This is a genomic window from Leifsonia sp. NPDC077715 (assembly GCF_040686855.1).
Lineage (GTDB): Bacteria > Actinomycetota > Actinomycetes > Actinomycetales > Microbacteriaceae > Leifsonia.
In genome coordinates this window covers 521,008-537,758 of the sequence record NZ_JBFBOG010000002.1, presented here as the reverse complement: position 1 = coordinate 537,758, position 16,751 = coordinate 521,008, and the positions used below count along the sequence as shown (strand labels likewise).

Annotated in this window: 12 protein-coding genes; 6 read left to right on the top strand and 6 right to left on the bottom strand. The window is 61.3% G+C overall.

Features of this window, described 5'->3' with window-relative positions; translation table 11 throughout:
* Position 1 precedes the first annotated feature (1 nt).
* The 5 genes from AB0P25_RS09610 to AB0P25_RS09590 form a co-directional block, all read right to left on the bottom strand.
* On the bottom strand, positions 2–2,848 hold the full coding sequence (locus AB0P25_RS09610; RefSeq protein ID WP_363806933.1) for a glycoside hydrolase family 2 TIM barrel-domain containing protein: 2,847 nt from the start codon (positions 2,846–2,848) through the stop codon (positions 2–4).
* Positions 2,849–2,940: 92 nt separating this feature from the next.
* The gene (locus AB0P25_RS09605) at positions 2,941–3,855 is read right to left on the bottom strand and encodes a carbohydrate ABC transporter permease (protein WP_363806931.1); all 915 of its coding nucleotides are present in this window, start codon (positions 3,853–3,855) and stop codon (positions 2,941–2,943) included.
* Positions 3,852–4,793: a sugar ABC transporter permease gene (locus tag AB0P25_RS09600; protein ID WP_363806929.1), complete on the bottom strand. Its 942-nt coding sequence runs from the start codon at positions 4,791–4,793 to the stop codon at positions 3,852–3,854. The genes AB0P25_RS09605 and AB0P25_RS09600 overlap by 4 nt, the downstream gene beginning before the upstream one ends.
* A 10-nt stretch (positions 4,794–4,803) precedes the next feature.
* The gene (locus AB0P25_RS09595) at positions 4,804–6,144 is read right to left on the bottom strand and encodes a carbohydrate ABC transporter substrate-binding protein (protein ID WP_363806927.1); all 1,341 of its coding nucleotides are present in this window, start codon (positions 6,142–6,144) and stop codon (positions 4,804–4,806) included.
* Between the two features lie 28 nt (positions 6,145–6,172).
* Complete coding sequence (locus AB0P25_RS09590; RefSeq protein WP_363806925.1) at positions 6,173–7,297, bottom strand: enolase C-terminal domain-like protein; 1,125 nt, start codon at positions 7,295–7,297, stop codon at positions 6,173–6,175.
* 150 nt (positions 7,298–7,447) lie between these two features.
* On the opposite strand from AB0P25_RS09590, the gene AB0P25_RS09585 reads away from it, so the two are divergent.
* The 6 genes from AB0P25_RS09585 to AB0P25_RS09560 all read left to right on the top strand — a co-directional run bounded on the left by AB0P25_RS09585 (position 7,448) and on the right by AB0P25_RS09560 (position 14,717).
* The gene (locus AB0P25_RS09585) at positions 7,448–8,167 is read left to right on the top strand and encodes a FadR/GntR family transcriptional regulator (RefSeq protein ID WP_363806923.1); all 720 of its coding nucleotides are present in this window, start codon (positions 7,448–7,450) and stop codon (positions 8,165–8,167) included.
* 79 nt (positions 8,168–8,246) lie between these two features.
* Positions 8,247–10,055, top strand: coding sequence for a right-handed parallel beta-helix repeat-containing protein (locus AB0P25_RS09580; RefSeq protein WP_363806922.1), 1,809 nt, complete (start codon positions 8,247–8,249; stop codon positions 10,053–10,055).
* Positions 10,056–11,098: 1,043 nt separating this feature from the next.
* Positions 11,099–11,986, top strand: a complete 888-nt coding sequence (locus tag AB0P25_RS09575) for a hypothetical protein (protein ID WP_363806919.1) — start codon at positions 11,099–11,101, stop codon at positions 11,984–11,986.
* Entirely contained in the window at positions 11,979–12,881 is a 903-nt protein-coding gene (locus AB0P25_RS09570; RefSeq protein ID WP_363806917.1) for a hypothetical protein, read from the top strand. Before AB0P25_RS09575 ends, AB0P25_RS09570 begins: the two co-directional genes overlap by 8 nt.
* A gap of 806 nt (positions 12,882–13,687) precedes the next feature.
* Positions 13,688–14,032, top strand: a complete 345-nt coding sequence (locus AB0P25_RS09565) for a hypothetical protein (protein WP_363806915.1) — start codon at positions 13,688–13,690, stop codon at positions 14,030–14,032.
* 97 nt (positions 14,033–14,129) lie between these two features.
* The gene (locus AB0P25_RS09560; RefSeq protein WP_363806913.1) at positions 14,130–14,717 is read left to right on the top strand and encodes a hypothetical protein; all 588 of its coding nucleotides are present in this window, start codon (positions 14,130–14,132) and stop codon (positions 14,715–14,717) included.
* Positions 14,718–15,295: 578 nt separating this feature from the next.
* Here AB0P25_RS09560 and AB0P25_RS09555 read toward each other — a convergent pair.
* Positions 15,296–16,561, bottom strand: coding sequence for an AAA family ATPase (locus tag AB0P25_RS09555; RefSeq protein ID WP_363806910.1), 1,266 nt, complete (start codon positions 16,559–16,561; stop codon positions 15,296–15,298).
* Between the last annotated feature and the right edge of the window lie 190 nt (positions 16,562–16,751).

Sequence of the window (16,751 nt, the reverse complement as noted above, 5' to 3'; positions counted from 1 at the left end):
CTCACTCCGAGGCTCCTAGCTCGGGAGCGCTGATCAGGATCTGCGCCGCGACAGCGTGCGGCTCCAGGTCGTACGCGCTCAGCGGGCCGGGTCCGCACGCTGCGGTTCCGATCCCGTGCTGCGCGAAATCCAGCTCGACGTATGTGTTCCCGTCGGGCGCGAGGAGGTCGACGTGATCGATCCGTGTCAGATCGGCGGTCGACCAATGCCGTGCCGAAAAACTGAATGCGGGGCCTTCGATGAGAAGCGATCGGTGACCATCGTCCAAGCTCAGCGCGGTGACGTCGGCTCGTGAACCGTTCTCCTGCGGCCGGACATAGGGCGTCGAGAGGTCGGACACGCTCAGCGTGTGTGCACCCCATCGGGTCGCCTGCCCGGTATCGGGGTACTTCGGTCCAGGCCCGGAGCCCACCCAGCTCGCCGTCGTGAAATTGTGGGCGAAGACCATGGCGACTCCGATCCTTGGCCAGGTACCCGTCCAGCTGTCATCCGGTCTGACACGCACTTCCAGCGCGAGACGGCCGTCATCGCGACGGGTCCAGTTCAAGTCGAACGCGATCTCGCGGTCGTCTCCCGGTGCGGCAACGATGTATTGGACGTCGATTCGATCCCGTCCGATCGTTGTCGATGCGCGGCGCTGCACGAGCCGATCGAGGCCGTCTTCCCTCCAACGGATGTCCGAAGGCACGGGCCGGCGTCGGTCGCCCTTGCCTCGATCGTTGTCCGTCGGAGCCCGCCACAGCTGAAGCGTGGGACCGCTTACGGGGATTGAGCCAAGGCGGACCAGTTCTCCCGTTTGCTGATCGAACTCGCCAGCTCCGAACCGCAACCTGCCATCCGCTGACGGCTGATCGCCTACCACGGCGGGGTCTGCAGTCGGGTGGGGCGGCGAACCCGGGTGCCGTGACTGCACCCACGCGATCTCGTGACCGGCGGAGCACCACGCGGTGGCATCCCGCGTGATGGCCGAAACGGTCATCGTGGCGGTGTCCGCCCACTTCTGGTGCAGCTCGTCGCCGCCGGGTAAGGGAATGACGATGGACTCGTGCGGCGGGCAATCGATCGGCGGGAGCGAGCCGCGAGCGACGGTGCCACCGATTGTGTCGACTCGCCACTCCAGGTCGAATTGCGATAGGTCCACGAAGTCGTGCCTGTTGCTGATCGAGAGGCGGTCCCAGAAGTCGCCGATCGTCATGCGGATCGGCTCGATGACTTTCTTGAAGTCGAGGAGGCCCGGACGCGGCTGCCGATCGGCCGACACCAAGCCGTCGATCACGAAGTTGCCGTCGTGGACGACCTCACCGTAGTCGCCGCCGTAGGCGAATCCGGTATCGTCTGGAGACCGCCTTATCCCGTGCTCGAGCCACTCCCAGACGAACCCTCCGGCGAGGCGTGGGTAACGTTCGAAGAGCTCTTGATACTCCGTCAAACCGCCTGGGCCGTTTCCCATGGCGTGGGCGTATTCGCAGAGCAGGAACGGCAGAGTCCTTCGATGCGCGTCCGCGTCGAGGTCGTCGAGAGGTGGTTCTTCGCCGCGCCCGATCAGTTCGACCTCTTGGTGGGTGGAATACATCCGCGAGTAGACGTCCACCTGCGTGCTCGCCCACTCGCCTTCGTAGTGGATGAGGCGAGAGGCGTCGCGCGAGCGTGCGGACGCGGCCATCGCTTCGATGTTCGTCCCCGTGCCGGCTTCGTTTCCCAGAGACCACATGATGATGGACGGGTGATTCTTGTCACGCTCGATCATCCGCGACATCCGGTCCACCAGCGCATCCCGGTAGCCGGGATCGTCCGTGGGATTCGCTCGCCAGTCGGCGAGCTGGAAACCGTGGGTCTCGAAATCGCACTCGTCGATCACATAAAAGCCGAGTTCGTCGGCGAGGTCGAGCATGTCGGGGTGGGGCGGATAGTGCGAAGTGCGAATCGCATTGACGTTGTGCTGCTTCATCAGTTTTAACTCGTCGACGACGACCTCGCGCGGCACGACCCGGCCGAAGTCTGGGTGATGCTCATGCCGATTCACGCCCTTCAGGACGATCGGCCGGCCGTTCAGGCGCAGCTCGGCATTGACAACCTCCACCGTGCGGAAACCGATCGGAATCGAGATCGTCTCATGCGCCGTGTTTATGGTGAGTCCGTAGAGCTGTGGCGTTTCGGCCGACCACCCGGCCACAGGGCCGATATCCACTATGTCGGCTGTAAGGTTTACCGTGTTCAACTCGGCGATCCTTGACTCCGCGTCGATCCGGCTCCCGTCCGCGCCCGAGACATCGACGCTGATGAGCCCATGCCCATCGGAGAACGCCGTTCGCACGAACACGTCCTCAACGGCGCCAGGCGGCGTCGACAGGAGGGTGACATCGCGGAAGATTCCCGGAAGCCACCACATGTCCTGGTCCTCGAGATAGCTCGCCGCCGAATACTGCGAGACGCGGACGAGCAGGACGTTGCCGGTCTGACGAAGGAGCGAGCTGACGTCGAATTCGCTCGGGAGCCTGCTCCCCCGCGTCGTTCCCAAGCACTGCCCGTTGAGCCAGACCTCACCGGCCGAGTCGATGCCATCGAACCGGAGTCGAGCACCGCCGAGGAACTCGGGGGCGACATCGAACCTCAGTAGATGATCCGCGGTCGGATTGGCATCGGGCGGGAACGGAGGCGTGAGCGGGAACGGATAGCGACGATTGGTGTAGTTCGGTGCCCCGTGGCCGCCGTGGATGGGCATCGACCAGGACGAAGGGACGGGTATCGTCTCCCAGCTCGAGTAGGTCTCAGCGTGGGTCCATACGTCTTCCGGCGCGTCGATGCGTGACGGCCACCAGGCAAAGCTCCAGGTACCGTTCAGGCTCATGCTGGGTAGCGTCGTCGTGAATCGCGCTCGCGGGCTGAGAACCCCCCAGCCGGGTCCCGCGTTGGTCAGGTCGTCCGCGTGAGGCTCGTCGCTCATTCTTTCGACGAGCCCGCTAGCATCCCCGCGACCAGCGTCCGCTGGGAGAACAGGAACAAGACGAGCACCGGAAGGACGGCGAGGATTACTGCGAGTGCCAGCTCCGGTCTGTTGATGTCCAGCTGCGCGCCGCCGACGGCCGGATTGAATGCAGGGGTGGACGACAGCAGCTCCTGAAGGCCGAGCTGGATCGGGTAGTCGTCGTTCTTGGCCAGCATCACGAGCGGGACAAAGTAGTTGTTCCAGTTGGCGACGAAGCTGAAGAACGCGAGCAGAGCGATGATCGGCTTCGCGAGCGGGACGGCGATCCGCCGGAAGACATCCCATTCGGAGCAGCCGTCGATACGCGCAGCGTCGAGCAGGTTCTTCGGCACGCTCGTCGAATAGTAGATGTAGGTCAGGTACACGCCGAACGGGTAGAACGAGAATGGCAGGATCACCGACAGGGGCGTGCCGGTGAGATGGACGCTGCTGAGCTCCAGGTAGATCGGGAGGACCAGCGCCGACCCCGGCATGAGCATCACCAGGAGCGTGAGGCTCAGGAGGACTCTCCTGCCGCGGAACCGGGTCATGGCGAGCGCGTAGCCGGCTGGAACGCTTGCGATCACGGTGAGCAGGAGCGCCGCGATCGAATAGAACGCCGAGTTCCTCAACCACACCCAAATGGCTCCGTCTTGGAACGCCGCCAGGTGATTCCACGCGGCGACGATGTTCTCGAAGGAGCCGAATGCAAGCGGGTTGGCGTGGGCGAGCGATGAGTCGACCTTGGTCGGCGTGACGACGAGCCAGATCACCGGGACGACGAAGAACATGAGCATGAAGAGCAGCAGCACCCAGATGAGCGTTCGGGACACGACCATCCCGGCGATACCTGTGCCACGTCTTCTGCGGGCTTCGTGAGCGTATGTCATGCGTCATCCTTCGTGCTGAAGAGCCCGGTGCGAGAGACGATGAGCGCCGCTGCTGCCAGGCCGATCACGAGCAGGTACAGCGAGATAGCGGCGGCACCGTTGAAATCGTTGTTGTCAAATGCGTACGAGTACGCGAGCTGGTTGGGTGACCAGGTCGGATTGATCCCGCTGCCGCTCGCGTTGTAGACGAGTTGAGGCTCCGCGAAGATCTGTGTACCGCCGGCGAACGCGAGGATCGCCATGTACGCGATCCACTGCTTGATCATCGGGATTTGGATCCGCCACGCGATCTGCCACGTGGACGCGCCATCGACGCGCGCCGCGTCCATTATCTCCAGCGGGATGTTGTTGAGGGCTCCGTACATGACGACGATCCAGCCCCCGGCGCCCGTCCAGAACGCCATGATCACGAAGATCGTCGCCAGATTGCCGGGCGCGATGACCGCAGTGAAGCTGGTGAATCCGAGCGCGTTGAGGAGCCCGGACGCCGGGCTGACGGCGGGGTCCAGCATGAACAGCCAGACCAGAATGCCCGCCACGCCGACCAGCGCGCCAGGCAGATAGAAGACGAACCGGAACGCGGACGACACCGCCCGAGCTCGCTGATGCAGGATGAGGGCAAGCCCGATGGTCATGACCAGAAGGACGACCAGCCAGATCACGACGTATCCGGCGGCGTTCAGAAACGCCAGGGGGAAACGGAAGTCTTGTGCCGTGCGGATGAACTGACCGAGGCCGACGAATTGACCGTCGGCATTGGTCAATGCCAAGTAGATGGCATAGAAGGTCGGCAGGACGCCGAACGCTGTCAGCAGGATCGCATACAGCGATACGAAGCCGTAGCCGGCCAAGCCGGATCGCCGCGCGACGCGACGACCCGGCTTCGACTGGCCAACCGTCACAACTGCAGGGCGAGCCTGAGTGTTGATAGTTGACATTTCTACAATCTCACTTCTTTACTGTGTATCCGACCGTGCCAGCGAGCTGCTCAGCCTGAGCCTGCCAGGTCGGGAGGGTGGAAAGCACGGTTTTCTTCGCGACCAGCTGGGGAAGGATCGTGTTGGCCCAGATCGTCTGCTGGTTGACGCGGCTGGTCTGGGACCATCCTGACCAGATGCTCGCCGCTGCCTTCGTGAAGGCCGGAGCGACGTCGTTCGCGAAGTAGCTCGTGTTCTCCGGGTTCGCGAGCCAGGCCTTCGCTGCCGGCGCGTATGCGGGGTAGGTCGGCGCGGACTCTTGCGCGGCGTTAGAGGTCGTCAGCCACTGGACGAGCTTCGAGGACGCGGCCAGGTTCTTGCTGTGCGAGGAGATCCACCAGAGGCCGCCGCCGACGTTCCCCGTCGACTTGGTGCCGTCGTTCGCCCAGGTTAGCGGGGCGGCTGCAGCCATCTGTCCGGAGGGGACCTTCAAGGCAGCGTCGAAGACGTACTTGCCGTACCAGGACGGACCGACCAGCGCGAGCGTCTTGCCGCTGTACTTCTGGGTGTACGCGGCGCCGCTGAACACACCGTCGGTCACGACGGTACCGTTGGCGATCATGTGGTCGAGCAGGTTGGCCACCCGGGTGCACTTCTGCGAGGACGTGTCAGACGAGAATGTCTTGCCGTCTAGCGTGTTCGCCGGGCACTCGCTCGCCCAGAAGTACACCAGTGGAGCGTTGTTGTCACCCACGGTGCCAAGGACGTATCCAGGGTGTTCCTCCGCGACCTTGTCGGAGAGGGCCTGCAGATCTTCCCAGGTCTTGGGAACCGTGTAGCCGAACTGGTCGAAAAGGGTTTTGTTGTACCAGAAGACGTTCTGGGCGACATCGTTTCGGATGCAGTAGAGGTGCCCGTTGACGATGCAGGGGTCGAGGGCTCCCTTTGCGAAGCCGTCGATCTTGCTCTGGGGGAAGATGCCTTGATCGAGCGGCGCAGCGAACGGCGTCTTACCGGATGTCGAGGTCTCGATCCCGCTCATAGCGGTCGTGAAGACTACGTCCGGCCAGCCGCTGCCGGCGCGATCGAACAGTGCGACCTTGGTCTGAAGCGTTCCGGGAGCGCCGTCGTACGTGACAATCTTCATCTTCACGTTCGGGTTTTCTTCCTGGTACTTCTGAACGGTCGGCAGACGTGAGGAATCAGCCCAGACCGTGATGGTCGAGTTCTTGTCCTGCTTCGCTTCCTTGAAGCTGCCGCTCGTGGCCGCCGGCGCACTTGCGCTCGCACAGCCGGCCAGGGTGACCGCGATTGCGGCGGCTGCCACCACCGCCTTGATCGTCTGTCCTCGCCGTCGTTCGGGTGACGTCATCGTCGTTCCTTTCGTGATTTGTTGGGGTTCATAGTGCAGGGGTCGGGTCAAGTTGGGTGTCGCGTTCCTGTGGGGGGATTTCCTCATCGCCTCGCGCATCCTCGACGTACTGTTCGAGCGCGGCGGGATATTCGAGACCCGCAGGCAGTCCTATGCCCAGGGAGTTCGGGGCGTGCACGAGACCGTGAGCGTCGACAATCGGCTCCCGGCGCACGGGGTTAGAAGTGACGAGGGATTCGTAATAAGTGGTGTTGGAGATCATCATGGCCAGATGCTGGTTTGGGAGATCTGATCCGTGCACCTCTGCCCTCAGCCGGAACGCATCAGCGAGGTGCGCCGTTCGCAACGAGCCGGTGATCCCGCCTCGGAGGGCGGCGCTTGCCCGCACGCCAAATGTGGCGGCGCCAGCTCGGATGAAGTCGCCCGAGTTCATGTGGGCGCCATCAGATGTCTCCGCCACCAGCAGGGGAACGCTCACCGATTTGGCGAGTTGCGCATAGGCGCTCACGCTGAACTCTCGCATCGGTTCCTCGTACCAGAGATAGTCAGCTTCCGAGAGCGCTCGGCCCAGTCGGATCGCGTCCGGAAGATCGAAGCCCGCTGAACCGTCGTACATGAGCTCGACCTGTGGTCCAACGTGATCGCGCAACGCGAGGCACAGCTCGGCATCCCGGACAGCATTCCCCCACGCGTGCAATTTGATCGCACGATACCCGAGCTCGAGCGCCTGATCTGCTACGTCCAGGAATTCATCGATCGTCTCGAACGTCGATGTGGAGGCGTAGGCGGGAATGGACTTTCGGAACCCGCCGCCGACCTCCCAGGCAGGTGCACCATAGAAGCGTCCGGCCAGGTCCCATAGCGCCACATCAACGATGCCCAGGATGGGAAGGGGGAACTCCTCAATCCGGTCCAGTTCCCACATGCGATGCCATAGCCATTCCCGTTGGAGAGGGTCCTGACCGATCAGCTCCGCCCGCAGCAGACGTCCGACAACATCTTCGAGGGGTGCAGCGCTGCCCGCGCGGGGTGCGAAGGCAACACCATCGATCCCGGCATCAGTCCCGATACGCAAGACAGCTCGGGAGCCGCCACCGGCGCTGGACGGGAGGCCAGCACGCCAGTGGAAGGGTTCCCCGTCGGGTGTATCCACGCGGAATGTCTCTACGTGCGTAATCTTCATTGATCCACATTCGGTCGGGTTGTGTACGTGTCGCGTAAATGTATTACGTCTGACAACTGTTGTCAATCGACAGCGTACGCTATGGATGTAAAGAGCTAGCTGCAGCGAAGGGGCACGACGATGAGCGACACGACCAGCCTGGTAACCTCCCGCGGCCGCCCTCTTCGCCTGAGCCAGAGCGTTGCCACGGAACTCATCCGCCAGGTCGTCTCAGGCGAGCTAGAGCCTGGAAGCGCACTCCCCGGCGAATTGGCGCTCTGCGACGCCTTCGAAGTCAGCCGGCCTGTCATTCGCGAGGCCGTCAAGGTTCTCGAGCAGAAGGGTCTCGTCAGAGTGCGACAGGGGGACGGGACGACGATCCGTCCCCGGTCGGAGTGGAATCTTCTCGACCCCGCCATCCTCCCACTTCTACTCGAGCAGGACACCGAGAAGGAACTCAAGCAAGACGTCATCGCCCTACGACGCGACCTGGAAGCCGACATGGTTCGGCGGGCGGTGGCACGACTAACTGAGGCCGACTTCGCCGAGATGAGCGGCTATCTGCGCATCATGGATTCGGAGGCCGATCCACTGGCGCTTCGCCGGGCAGACTCAGCGTTCCACGCGGTCATACACCGCGCCTCCGGCAATGAGATTGCGCGAACAATCGTCACGCTTCTTGTTTCGGAAGCGCGAGAGGTCAGTTTCCTCGGAACGGTTTCGCAGCGCCATTACCGGGATTCCAATGCGCAGCACCGGCGGATTCACGAGCTGCTACTAACAGGAGACTCTGAGGCTGCCGCGGAGTGCATGGCCGAGCACGTTTCTACCCAGTGGCTGATACGGCGTGATCCCGCCTAATTTCGTCCCGACACACGTTTGACAGCAGTCGTCAGACGTAATACATTTCGAGCACCTATCACTGAAGCTAGGAGTTCGAATGCGCAAAGTCATTGCTGCGGGGACGATTACGCTCGCCGTCGTAGCGTCGCTCCTCCTCCCCACCGCTGCCGAGGCCACCACGGTCACCGACATCTACGCCTCGCCTGCAGGAACAGGAACCGCCTGCACGGTCGTTGCCCCATGCTCGATATACCAAGCCAAGACGAATGCTCGCGCTGTGGCGGCAGTCGGCACCGACGACATCGTCGTACATCTATTCGGCGGCACGTATTGGATGACCTACACGCTGAACCTCGACATGACGGATCAGCCCCTGAACGGCCATTCACTGACCTACGAAAACTACGACAGCAATCCCCCGATCTTGGACTCCGGCCAGGCGGTGACGGGCTGGACGCTCCACGACGCAGCCGCCGGAATTTATCAGGCGTCAGTCGGGACACTTGACTTCCGCCAGATCTACGACGGCAACACACGGGGAATCCGGGCACGGTATCCGAACGTGACGGATTCAGCGACCGCTGGCCCGTACCTTCCCGTGACCTCGACGAACACCTCGACCGTCACAGTGCCAACAGCGGATCTCCCCTCCCTCTCGTCGTACAGCGGAGTCGAGATGGTGAAGCTCGACAACTGGCGGGACAAGCACCTGCGCATCGACTCCGTCACAGCCACGAGCACTCCAGGCCAGTCCGAAGTCTCCTTCCTGTCCCCCGAGTCATCGAACACTCTTTTTGGATCGTTCCCACAACCGACGAGCTACTACTTCCTGGAGAACTCGTACAACTTCATCGACGCCGCCGGCGAGTGGTATCTCGACACGTCGAGCACCCCCCACACGCTGTACTACAAGCCAGCGAACGGCCTTGCGCCCGCTGACGGGCAGGTCATCGTGCCCCGCGGACAGACCACCATGCAGCTCTACGGTGCGTCAATCACCAACCCCATGACGAACATCACCGTCAAGGGCCTGACCTTCCAGCACACCAACTGGACCCAGCCAAACCAGTACGGATACGTCACCGGCCAGGCGGCGATCGAGCTGACAACGAACGGGAACTCCACCATCCCGGGCGCAGTGCAGATGACCAACGTCACTAACTCCACCTTCGAGAACAACACCATCAGGGACACCGGAGCCCAAGGCCTGTTGGTCTTCGGCAACACGTCCGGGATTACTGTCGACCACAACACCGTGACGGATACGGCCGCAGGAGGTATCTACTTTGACGCCGGAACAGCTGCTCGTCGCACCTCCGAGAACCAGACCATTACCAACAACACGGTGAGCTACGTCGGTCGGGACTACTCGGACGCGGCAGGAGTCCTAACCACGTTTATCAACAACTCGACGGTCTCGAACAACGACATCAGCAACGGGCGGTACTCCGGGATCAGCATGGGCTGGTCTTGGAATGACGGCGACACGGGCGCCAGCAACTACAACACCATCAGCGGGAACCGGATCAGCAACGTCATGACGCTGCTGGATGACGGCGCCGATATCTACACCCTCGGCAAGATGGCCGGCACAACGATATCCGGCAACTACGTATCGTCCACGCTCCGCTCGAGCTGGGCTGGACCGTATAACGTCGCAGGAATCTATCTGGACAACGGCAGCACAGGCAAGACCGTGGAAGGGAACGTGATCGACAACGTCACCGCATCCTTCTTCGCCTACAACCCGCCGAACCACGACAACTACATCGAGGACAACTGGTACAACTCCCCGTTGGGATCAATCGGCACCCTCAACACGGTGTCGGGAAACACCCCGGTTACCGGATCCGCGTGGCCCGTCGACGCGCAAACAGTGATCGACAACGCCGGCGTACTCCCCTGACCGTCGGCGGAATAGAGGTGCCCCAGCGCGATTGCGTTGGGGCACCTTTCGTTTCGTTTTGCTCATCGGGCGGCCGGCCCTGTCGGGGCCGGACACTCGATCACCAAAGGAGCCGTTGTTTAGACGCCCGCTGTTTCGCGGGAGATCACTCCACCCACGCTGCCGAGACGAATTCAGATCTGGCGATGAGCGAGGGCAGAACTCGTGACATTGCTGCGACGTGGCCGTTGCTCGGCGCCGCGAACGACGTCGCGGTGGGATTTGAACTCCAGTTCTCGCGCGCAACAGCTGGGCTGAACTTTCGAGTTCAGATTCGTGGACTGCTCTCGATGTTGCTCTATTTACCCGCGCGCGGAGTCCGGGACCCCTCAGGCCCGCGATCCGCGGGGCTAGCGGGGCGTTTCAAATCGCATGAGCCAGGCGCTACGCGGAGCGCGTGACCTCGCATTATGGCTATGATCACGCGTATGAAGCGGGGGGTGTGCAGGCAAAGCCTGCGGACTACTGCCTTGGTGGCGGCCCTAACGGCACTCATGCTTACAGGGTGCACGTCCGAGGGGCGCCCAAGTTATTCCACGTCGTGGACACTCAAGTTTGAGCAGCCAGTCAAAGTCATCGCGGCAGACGAGTCAACTGCGCTCGTCTATGGCAAGTCTTCGGAAATGCTCTTCGCACTGGACATACACGACGGCCATCGAGTGTGGGCGAAGCCGATGATGCCCCAGCCAGACGACGCGAGCGTTTCCGGCAATAAATTCTGGCTCACACAGTCAGTCGGGGATCAGACCGTCTTGACTGCGCTTGACGCTAGGACCGGGGATATGGCCTGGCAACGGACGGCCGACGTTGCCACCATGGTTTCGGTCCAACCATCTGGAGACGTGATTGCGTGGGTCGGAAACGAAATTACCCGTTCCGACCCCGCGGGCATTCTTGCTAGGCCGACGTGGAGCCCGGCCAAAAGTTGCACGATCGTAGACGCTACAGGTGAAGGACGAGCGCATCCCACTGTAGTTGCACTTCAGAGATGCGACCATGGCCAAATGTCCGTGGCTGTGCTCAGCGACCGCCTGACTCCGCTACACGTCATCAAGGTCGCCCCCTCCGTCCAGTCCCTCGCCAAAGGCGGTGGGGCCGTGGGTGTTAACGATGTCGGGGGCGGCTGGGTGATCGACACGTCAGCAGGCCGGGCCGTCCCTGTGTCAGGCACACTGGACGCAGCACAGGGCATGGGGCTGGCAATTCAAGAAGCTGGCGGTGCGCTTGTTGATGTCCGGCCCGATGTGCCTCTGCACCCGAGCGCCTACGTGACGATCGGAACGTCGGTCCTGCCCCTCTTACGCATCGAGGTCCACTCATCCGACGGCATCGTGGGATCGGCGACAACCGTAGTGGGGCGATCGCAGCATCTCACCCGGGTGGACGACAGTACCTACCTGTTTCAGTACGAAGAAAAGAGCGGCCTGACAACGCTCGAACAATTGCACCTCGACTCCATACCTGGATCAGAGCCCGCGCAGGCGGCAACTTCGCGACGTGGCATATCGGAAACTATCGAGACAAGTGATGGCCAGAAGCTTCAACTCACAAATGTGGGAACCGACGGTACGGCTGGCGAGATTGACACCAACATCGTGCTCACTAGGCCAGCTGGCGGACCAGAACTCGCTATAGCCAGACTCGCCATGGCGGCCACTGACGCTGATGCCGTCGACGCTTGGCGTCTAGCCACCTCGCGTGGCGGCAACGGGCTAGTAAGCGTCCCGGCCGGCCCTTCGAAAATCGCAGGAGCGGACAAAACTACTTGGGCACAATCCGGACGATGCCTAGTTGAGATCACTCACGACAGCGCTCCGACCGAGCCCGAAAGGGCCGAGATCGCAATCGCGACTCTAAGTTCCGCTGCGGCCAAGGAGTGCAGGAATGGCTAGCAAGCGGAAGGTTAACATAGCTCGCGACAACGAGTTGGCGACTGGCAACACCGCGCAGGCTCAGGCTCCGGCTCAGGGCGTGGCCGAATCGCCGGACGAGAGGCCGAAGACCAAGAGCCGGAGGGTCGCGATTGGAGCCGGCGTCGCAACCTTGGTCATCGCTCCTTTAATCGTGATCGCATTCACGCCCACCGCCGACAAGCTCGGCACCTCCATGAAGGCAGGTATTTCGCAAGCCTTTGATCACCATGCGGATGCGGGCCAGCCATTCGCCGTTTTGCGATCAATTTCTTATGCCTCCAAGTCGACCTATGCAAAAGCAGATGCCGAAGTAAGTCAACGAGAACGCGCCTACATCGTGTCGAATCGTGAGCCCTCCGGCTGGACACCCGCAGGCGATCGAGTGGATGGCTGGACCGTTCGGAACACCTCGGACGATAAGGTAACGATCGAGTCGATTTCGATTGCCGATGCTCACGCGAGTCAAGCGCTAGCGGGTGCCTTAGCCTCCCTCTCTGAAGGAGGACGTGGCGGCGACACGCCCGTCTATAACCTCGTCGTCGATCTCGATTCTGGACGGACGCTAGACGCTAACGGAGCCGACTACTTTCGGCAGCAAACAATAACTCTCAGACCGGCGGAGAGCGCGATGATTTACTTCGCTGCTAAGCCTCCGAACGGCACTTCTTACTCGTGGGTGCTCAAATTCTCGGTTCTCATTGGGAATGACAGGTCCGCAACTGTGTATTCGGGAAAGAACGGGAAGACGTATCCGAAGGCTAGCGCGGTGCCAAGCGATCAAAGATTCGCCGTAACCGCGGTCTCGCCGGAATACTCAATCGCGTTCGGCACGGAATCCCCCACGGGGCCTATCCAGGAACTCCCGAACAAGTAGGTCGACTTCGCAGGACGGGCCTGTACTCGACCGAGACCTTGTGCACAACGTCTTGAGGTCCAGGTGTGGACGCATGGAAGCCGAAGCCGAGTCGGCGGCATACACACTCGCCGGCTTAATGGGGTTGGATATCAGCGCCTCCAGCATCGGCTACGTCACAGGATGGTCCGCGGCCGAGCCGCACTCAGTTCGCGACACCGCCAGTCACGCCCTGCGAGCCGTGCACGCAATTCTCGACCCGCTCGAGCCAGTAGTGGCGTTTGAGGGAGCCGTGGCACTGGGCGAGCCTCATGGAAGCCCGCAAAACAAAACCTCCGGATCCATGCAGACATTTGGATAGCGGGGGCTTACACGTGGCTGGACCGGTGGAATTGAACTCTGGCTCTCCCCGCCAGGACCTAGCAACCCCGGTCAACACCAGCGGAAAGCCAAGGAAGTTTGGCTCTTGTCATCTCGTTGCATCCCTCGGAATCTTGCACAGTTGTAGCCGAAATGCAGTCAAACGCAGCAGGCCCCGGATCGACGAGCGTGGGGCTTCGTAGATAGGGCAACCGTGGACTTTGAACCCTTATACGCATCCCACGGTCTCACGAAGTTCGGACGACATCCTCGGAACGTCAAGGAACTTCCTTTCTCGTCATCGCATTACAGCCCGCGCGAACTCGTACGGTTGTAGTCAAAATCGGAGTGAGTTACCTCTGACTCAGCATGGCTGAGACTGGCTTACACATGAGCAATGCTCATTTGGGACTAGCCGCCGCGCGCTCATACGAGGATACTGACAGTCGCCCGCATTGGAGGCATATATGACCCCACTACAGATGGTTGCGCCATTCCTGGGTGCGGCCGCACTGGAGGTGTTGACGTGGTACCAATTGCGAGACCGGCTAAAGCAGGCAAAATACAAGGCGCTTCTGCGCTCGAGTGGTTACTGGATCGTAACTACCGCGACCATTGTCATCAGCGGCTTCGGCGCGCTGCTTCTCTTTAGCGATCGGCTGAACGCCGCTGAACTTTTCCTAGCAGGCGCGGCTTTTCCAGTCTTGTTTAAGAAGCTCATTGCAGCGTTCGTCGTGAAATCGCCAGTCAAACTCGGGGCAGCGGAAGGTTCACCAGGGGTGCTCTATGATTACTTCTCCGTCGCGGGCTAGGCGAGGCCGACATCTCTCTTTCGCCGCACTATTGGTCGTCACGCCGGCCCTCCTTGCTTCAAGTTGCACGAGCGAAGTCAAACCCGCGGCGGTCGCCGTGCAGCGCTTCGCGGCGGTAGCCGAAGACGCCAAGGGCGTCTACAACATATTCGGCGACGACGTGTCCAACGGCGCCATGCGAGACGCGCAGAAAGCAGCTCAGCGCGCCGAGCAACTCGGCTTCCACGTTTTCTTGTCGCCGGGCTCAGAGAGCATTGCGGACACGGTCACTCGACAGATAGCTGAGAGCGATCAGCCGCTCGTCACCCTGGTCGGGCACAACGACAACGGGTATTTGCCGTTTTCGGACGGAAGCTCCATCGCTCTCAACAGCCTCGCGTCGGCGGGCCCGAAAGTCGCGGTCATAGCCTGCGAGTCCGCGGCATGGGTCAATGGAACGTCGGCCGTGGGAGTGGCGGATCCAATCACTTACGCGGTCGCGTTCAGGACTGAAAAGATCTTCCGAGAAACCGTGATTAACGAGGACTTGCGGGACCCTGCCGCGCTTGAATCTCGATTGTCTGATGCGCTAACAAGCGCGGTGCAGGCGGAGCATGCCGCGACCATACGCAAGGCAGCCCTAGTCGGCGCGCCGGCTGGAGGCGCGGTTATCGGCGTCACGATATACAACGCCTCGAACCAGTAGCACGACCCCGGGTTCGTCCTGCGGTCACTCCGCTTCGGGCTCCTCGATGCTCGGCTCAGTAGGCTGCTCGGCGCAAAGCCGGTACGCCTCCGAATCTGAGCAGGCTCCTCGGAGCCACTCTTCCCACTCACTTGAGGTCACAGGGTTGCACCACTGAATTGATCCGAGGAGAGGGTAGGCCTCGGCGAGCGCGGAGACATGTCGGGCCTGAGCATCGTCCTGCGAAATCACGGGATAGTGCTTCAGGGCGGCTATCTCGACGATATGGGCATCCTTTTCCAGCAAGTCTCGCACTCCCTGTTCTGGGATGCCACCAATGATTTCTCGGTAGTCAGATAGTCGTCGATCGCGCTCTCGCCGAACCCTGCGGCGAGACTCCATTGATGCCCACCAGCTCACAAACGTTCGCGACGCGTGTTTGATCCACTCGCCTTCAAGCGTGGGGGTAAGTGCCAGTTGAAGTTCGCAACCTCTCTCCCCGAGGACATGCGTAACTCGAAGGCAGGCCTCGCTCGTTTCATGCCGCGCCGGATCAGCACACGACCGCGCCACGTTCGCATCGATAATGACTGCCTGCACTAGTCCGCGCGCCTACGGATCGCGTCAATATATGCAAGGTCGGCGTCTTGCATCACTTCATCGAAATCGAGCGGCCAGTCCCCGAACCTGCCCGCTTCATCTAACTCGGCCACATCAAGCCGAGAGAAGCCCGTCTGCTCGTCTCGACTAAACCAGTTCATCGAGACACCCTTGGCAGGGATCGAACCTTCGGCGATGTGTGTTTGAACCGCCCGAATTAGCAACGAACTGTGCGTTTCAGCTATGACTTTTACACCTCTGTTTGCCGCCGCCACGAGCGCTTGTGCAAGGTGAATCTGTGCCCGCGGATGCAGGTGAATTTCCGGCTGCTCAAGGTAAACGATTTGCCCGGGACGAGCGACGAGCAAGGATATGACGACGGGAAGCGTTTGACTCACCCCAAACCCGACATCCGCAACGCTTACAAGGTCTAGCGCTCCGCCCTGCTGTGCGTGCGGTAGGCGCCCGACAAGCACCTCGACCGCGGCATCATTTTTCTTCCGGCCCATGACCTTCCAGGTGAGGCCCAGCGCTTCCAGCTCACGGGAAAGTACGTCGAGCATTTCGGGCGCATTTTGCGCCCAGTCGAGCAGAATCGAGGCAACGTAGGTCTCGAAGGTGCCGGGAAACGTGTTCCCAGTCGCGGATCGGGCATACTCGCGCTCCGGGTTACCCCGCAAACCTGGCACATGGATGATCCCCCGCAACATTGAGGACCACGCAGCAGTTTGAAGCTCAAACGGACTGCTTCCGAGATTCAATTGGAAGCCCTGCTTGCTTTCCAAACTCATGGAGACATCGAGCATGCAACCCTCTCGCTCCACCGAGTAGGAAACCTTCTCATACTCGGGAAACAGCGAACGGTCACGAATGCCCTGGAGTATCACGTCAGATTCTTTTGCGAACTCCTCCACCCTGGACTCGAGAAGTGAGGATCTCATGGTTTCGGTCAGACACAGTTCGCGATCATCGACCGAGATCGTGTCCGAACCAATGGCGAAGCTGTCTGGCCCCTCGATGTACTCGATACGTCGGCTCCATGTGCCGCTTCGCATGCCCACCGAGAACTGGCGTGCTTGCGTCTCGCGCGACTTACCGCGTGAGAGGGCTTGTCGTCCCAGAGTGAACTTGGCGTTCGGTCCGTAGAGCAGCAAGGGCCCGGGGTCAAAGCCAGACTCCAAAGTCTGTTTCATGACTAGAAAGGGCTGCATGAAACTGGACTTGCCTGCACTGTTCGTGCCTGAAATCAATGTGAGCGGCGCCACGCGGAGCTCAATGCGTTCACTGACTGCCTTGAAGCCTTCTACGGTAAGAAATACATCATCCCTAGCGAGGTTCAGCTGCCTCGGTGCTCGGCCGAACCGCTGCTTGGTCTGACGCTTCCTTGCCCTAGCCACGCAAGCCTCCGATCGGGATCAAGATCTCACACTAGCGGGATCGGCCCACCTTCGAGGT

Excerpts from the sequence above, each read along its gene's own strand:
- AB0P25_RS09605 (WP_363806931.1), bottom strand. The coding sequence starts at position 3,855 with ATGACATACGCTCACGAAGCCCGCAGAAGACGTGGCACAGGTATCGCC.
- AB0P25_RS09585 (WP_363806923.1), top strand. The coding sequence starts at position 7,448 with ATGAGCGACACGACCAGCCTGGTAACCTCCCGCGGCCGCCCTCTTCGC.
- AB0P25_RS09595 (WP_363806927.1), bottom strand. The coding sequence starts at position 6,144 with ATGACGTCACCCGAACGACGGCGAGGACAGACGATCAAGGCGGTGGTG.
- AB0P25_RS09610 (WP_363806933.1), bottom strand. The coding sequence starts at position 2,848 with ATGAGCCTGAACGGTACCTGGAGCTTTGCCTGGTGGCCGTCACGCATC.
- AB0P25_RS09575 (WP_363806919.1), top strand. The coding sequence starts at position 11,099 with ATGTCCGTGGCTGTGCTCAGCGACCGCCTGACTCCGCTACACGTCATC.
- AB0P25_RS09570 (WP_363806917.1), top strand. The coding sequence starts at position 11,979 with ATGGCTAGCAAGCGGAAGGTTAACATAGCTCGCGACAACGAGTTGGCG.
- AB0P25_RS09565 (WP_363806915.1), top strand. The coding sequence starts at position 13,688 with ATGACCCCACTACAGATGGTTGCGCCATTCCTGGGTGCGGCCGCACTG.
- AB0P25_RS09600 (WP_363806929.1), bottom strand. The coding sequence starts at position 4,793 with ATGTCAACTATCAACACTCAGGCTCGCCCTGCAGTTGTGACGGTTGGC.
- AB0P25_RS09580 (WP_363806922.1), top strand. The coding sequence starts at position 8,247 with ATGCGCAAAGTCATTGCTGCGGGGACGATTACGCTCGCCGTCGTAGCG.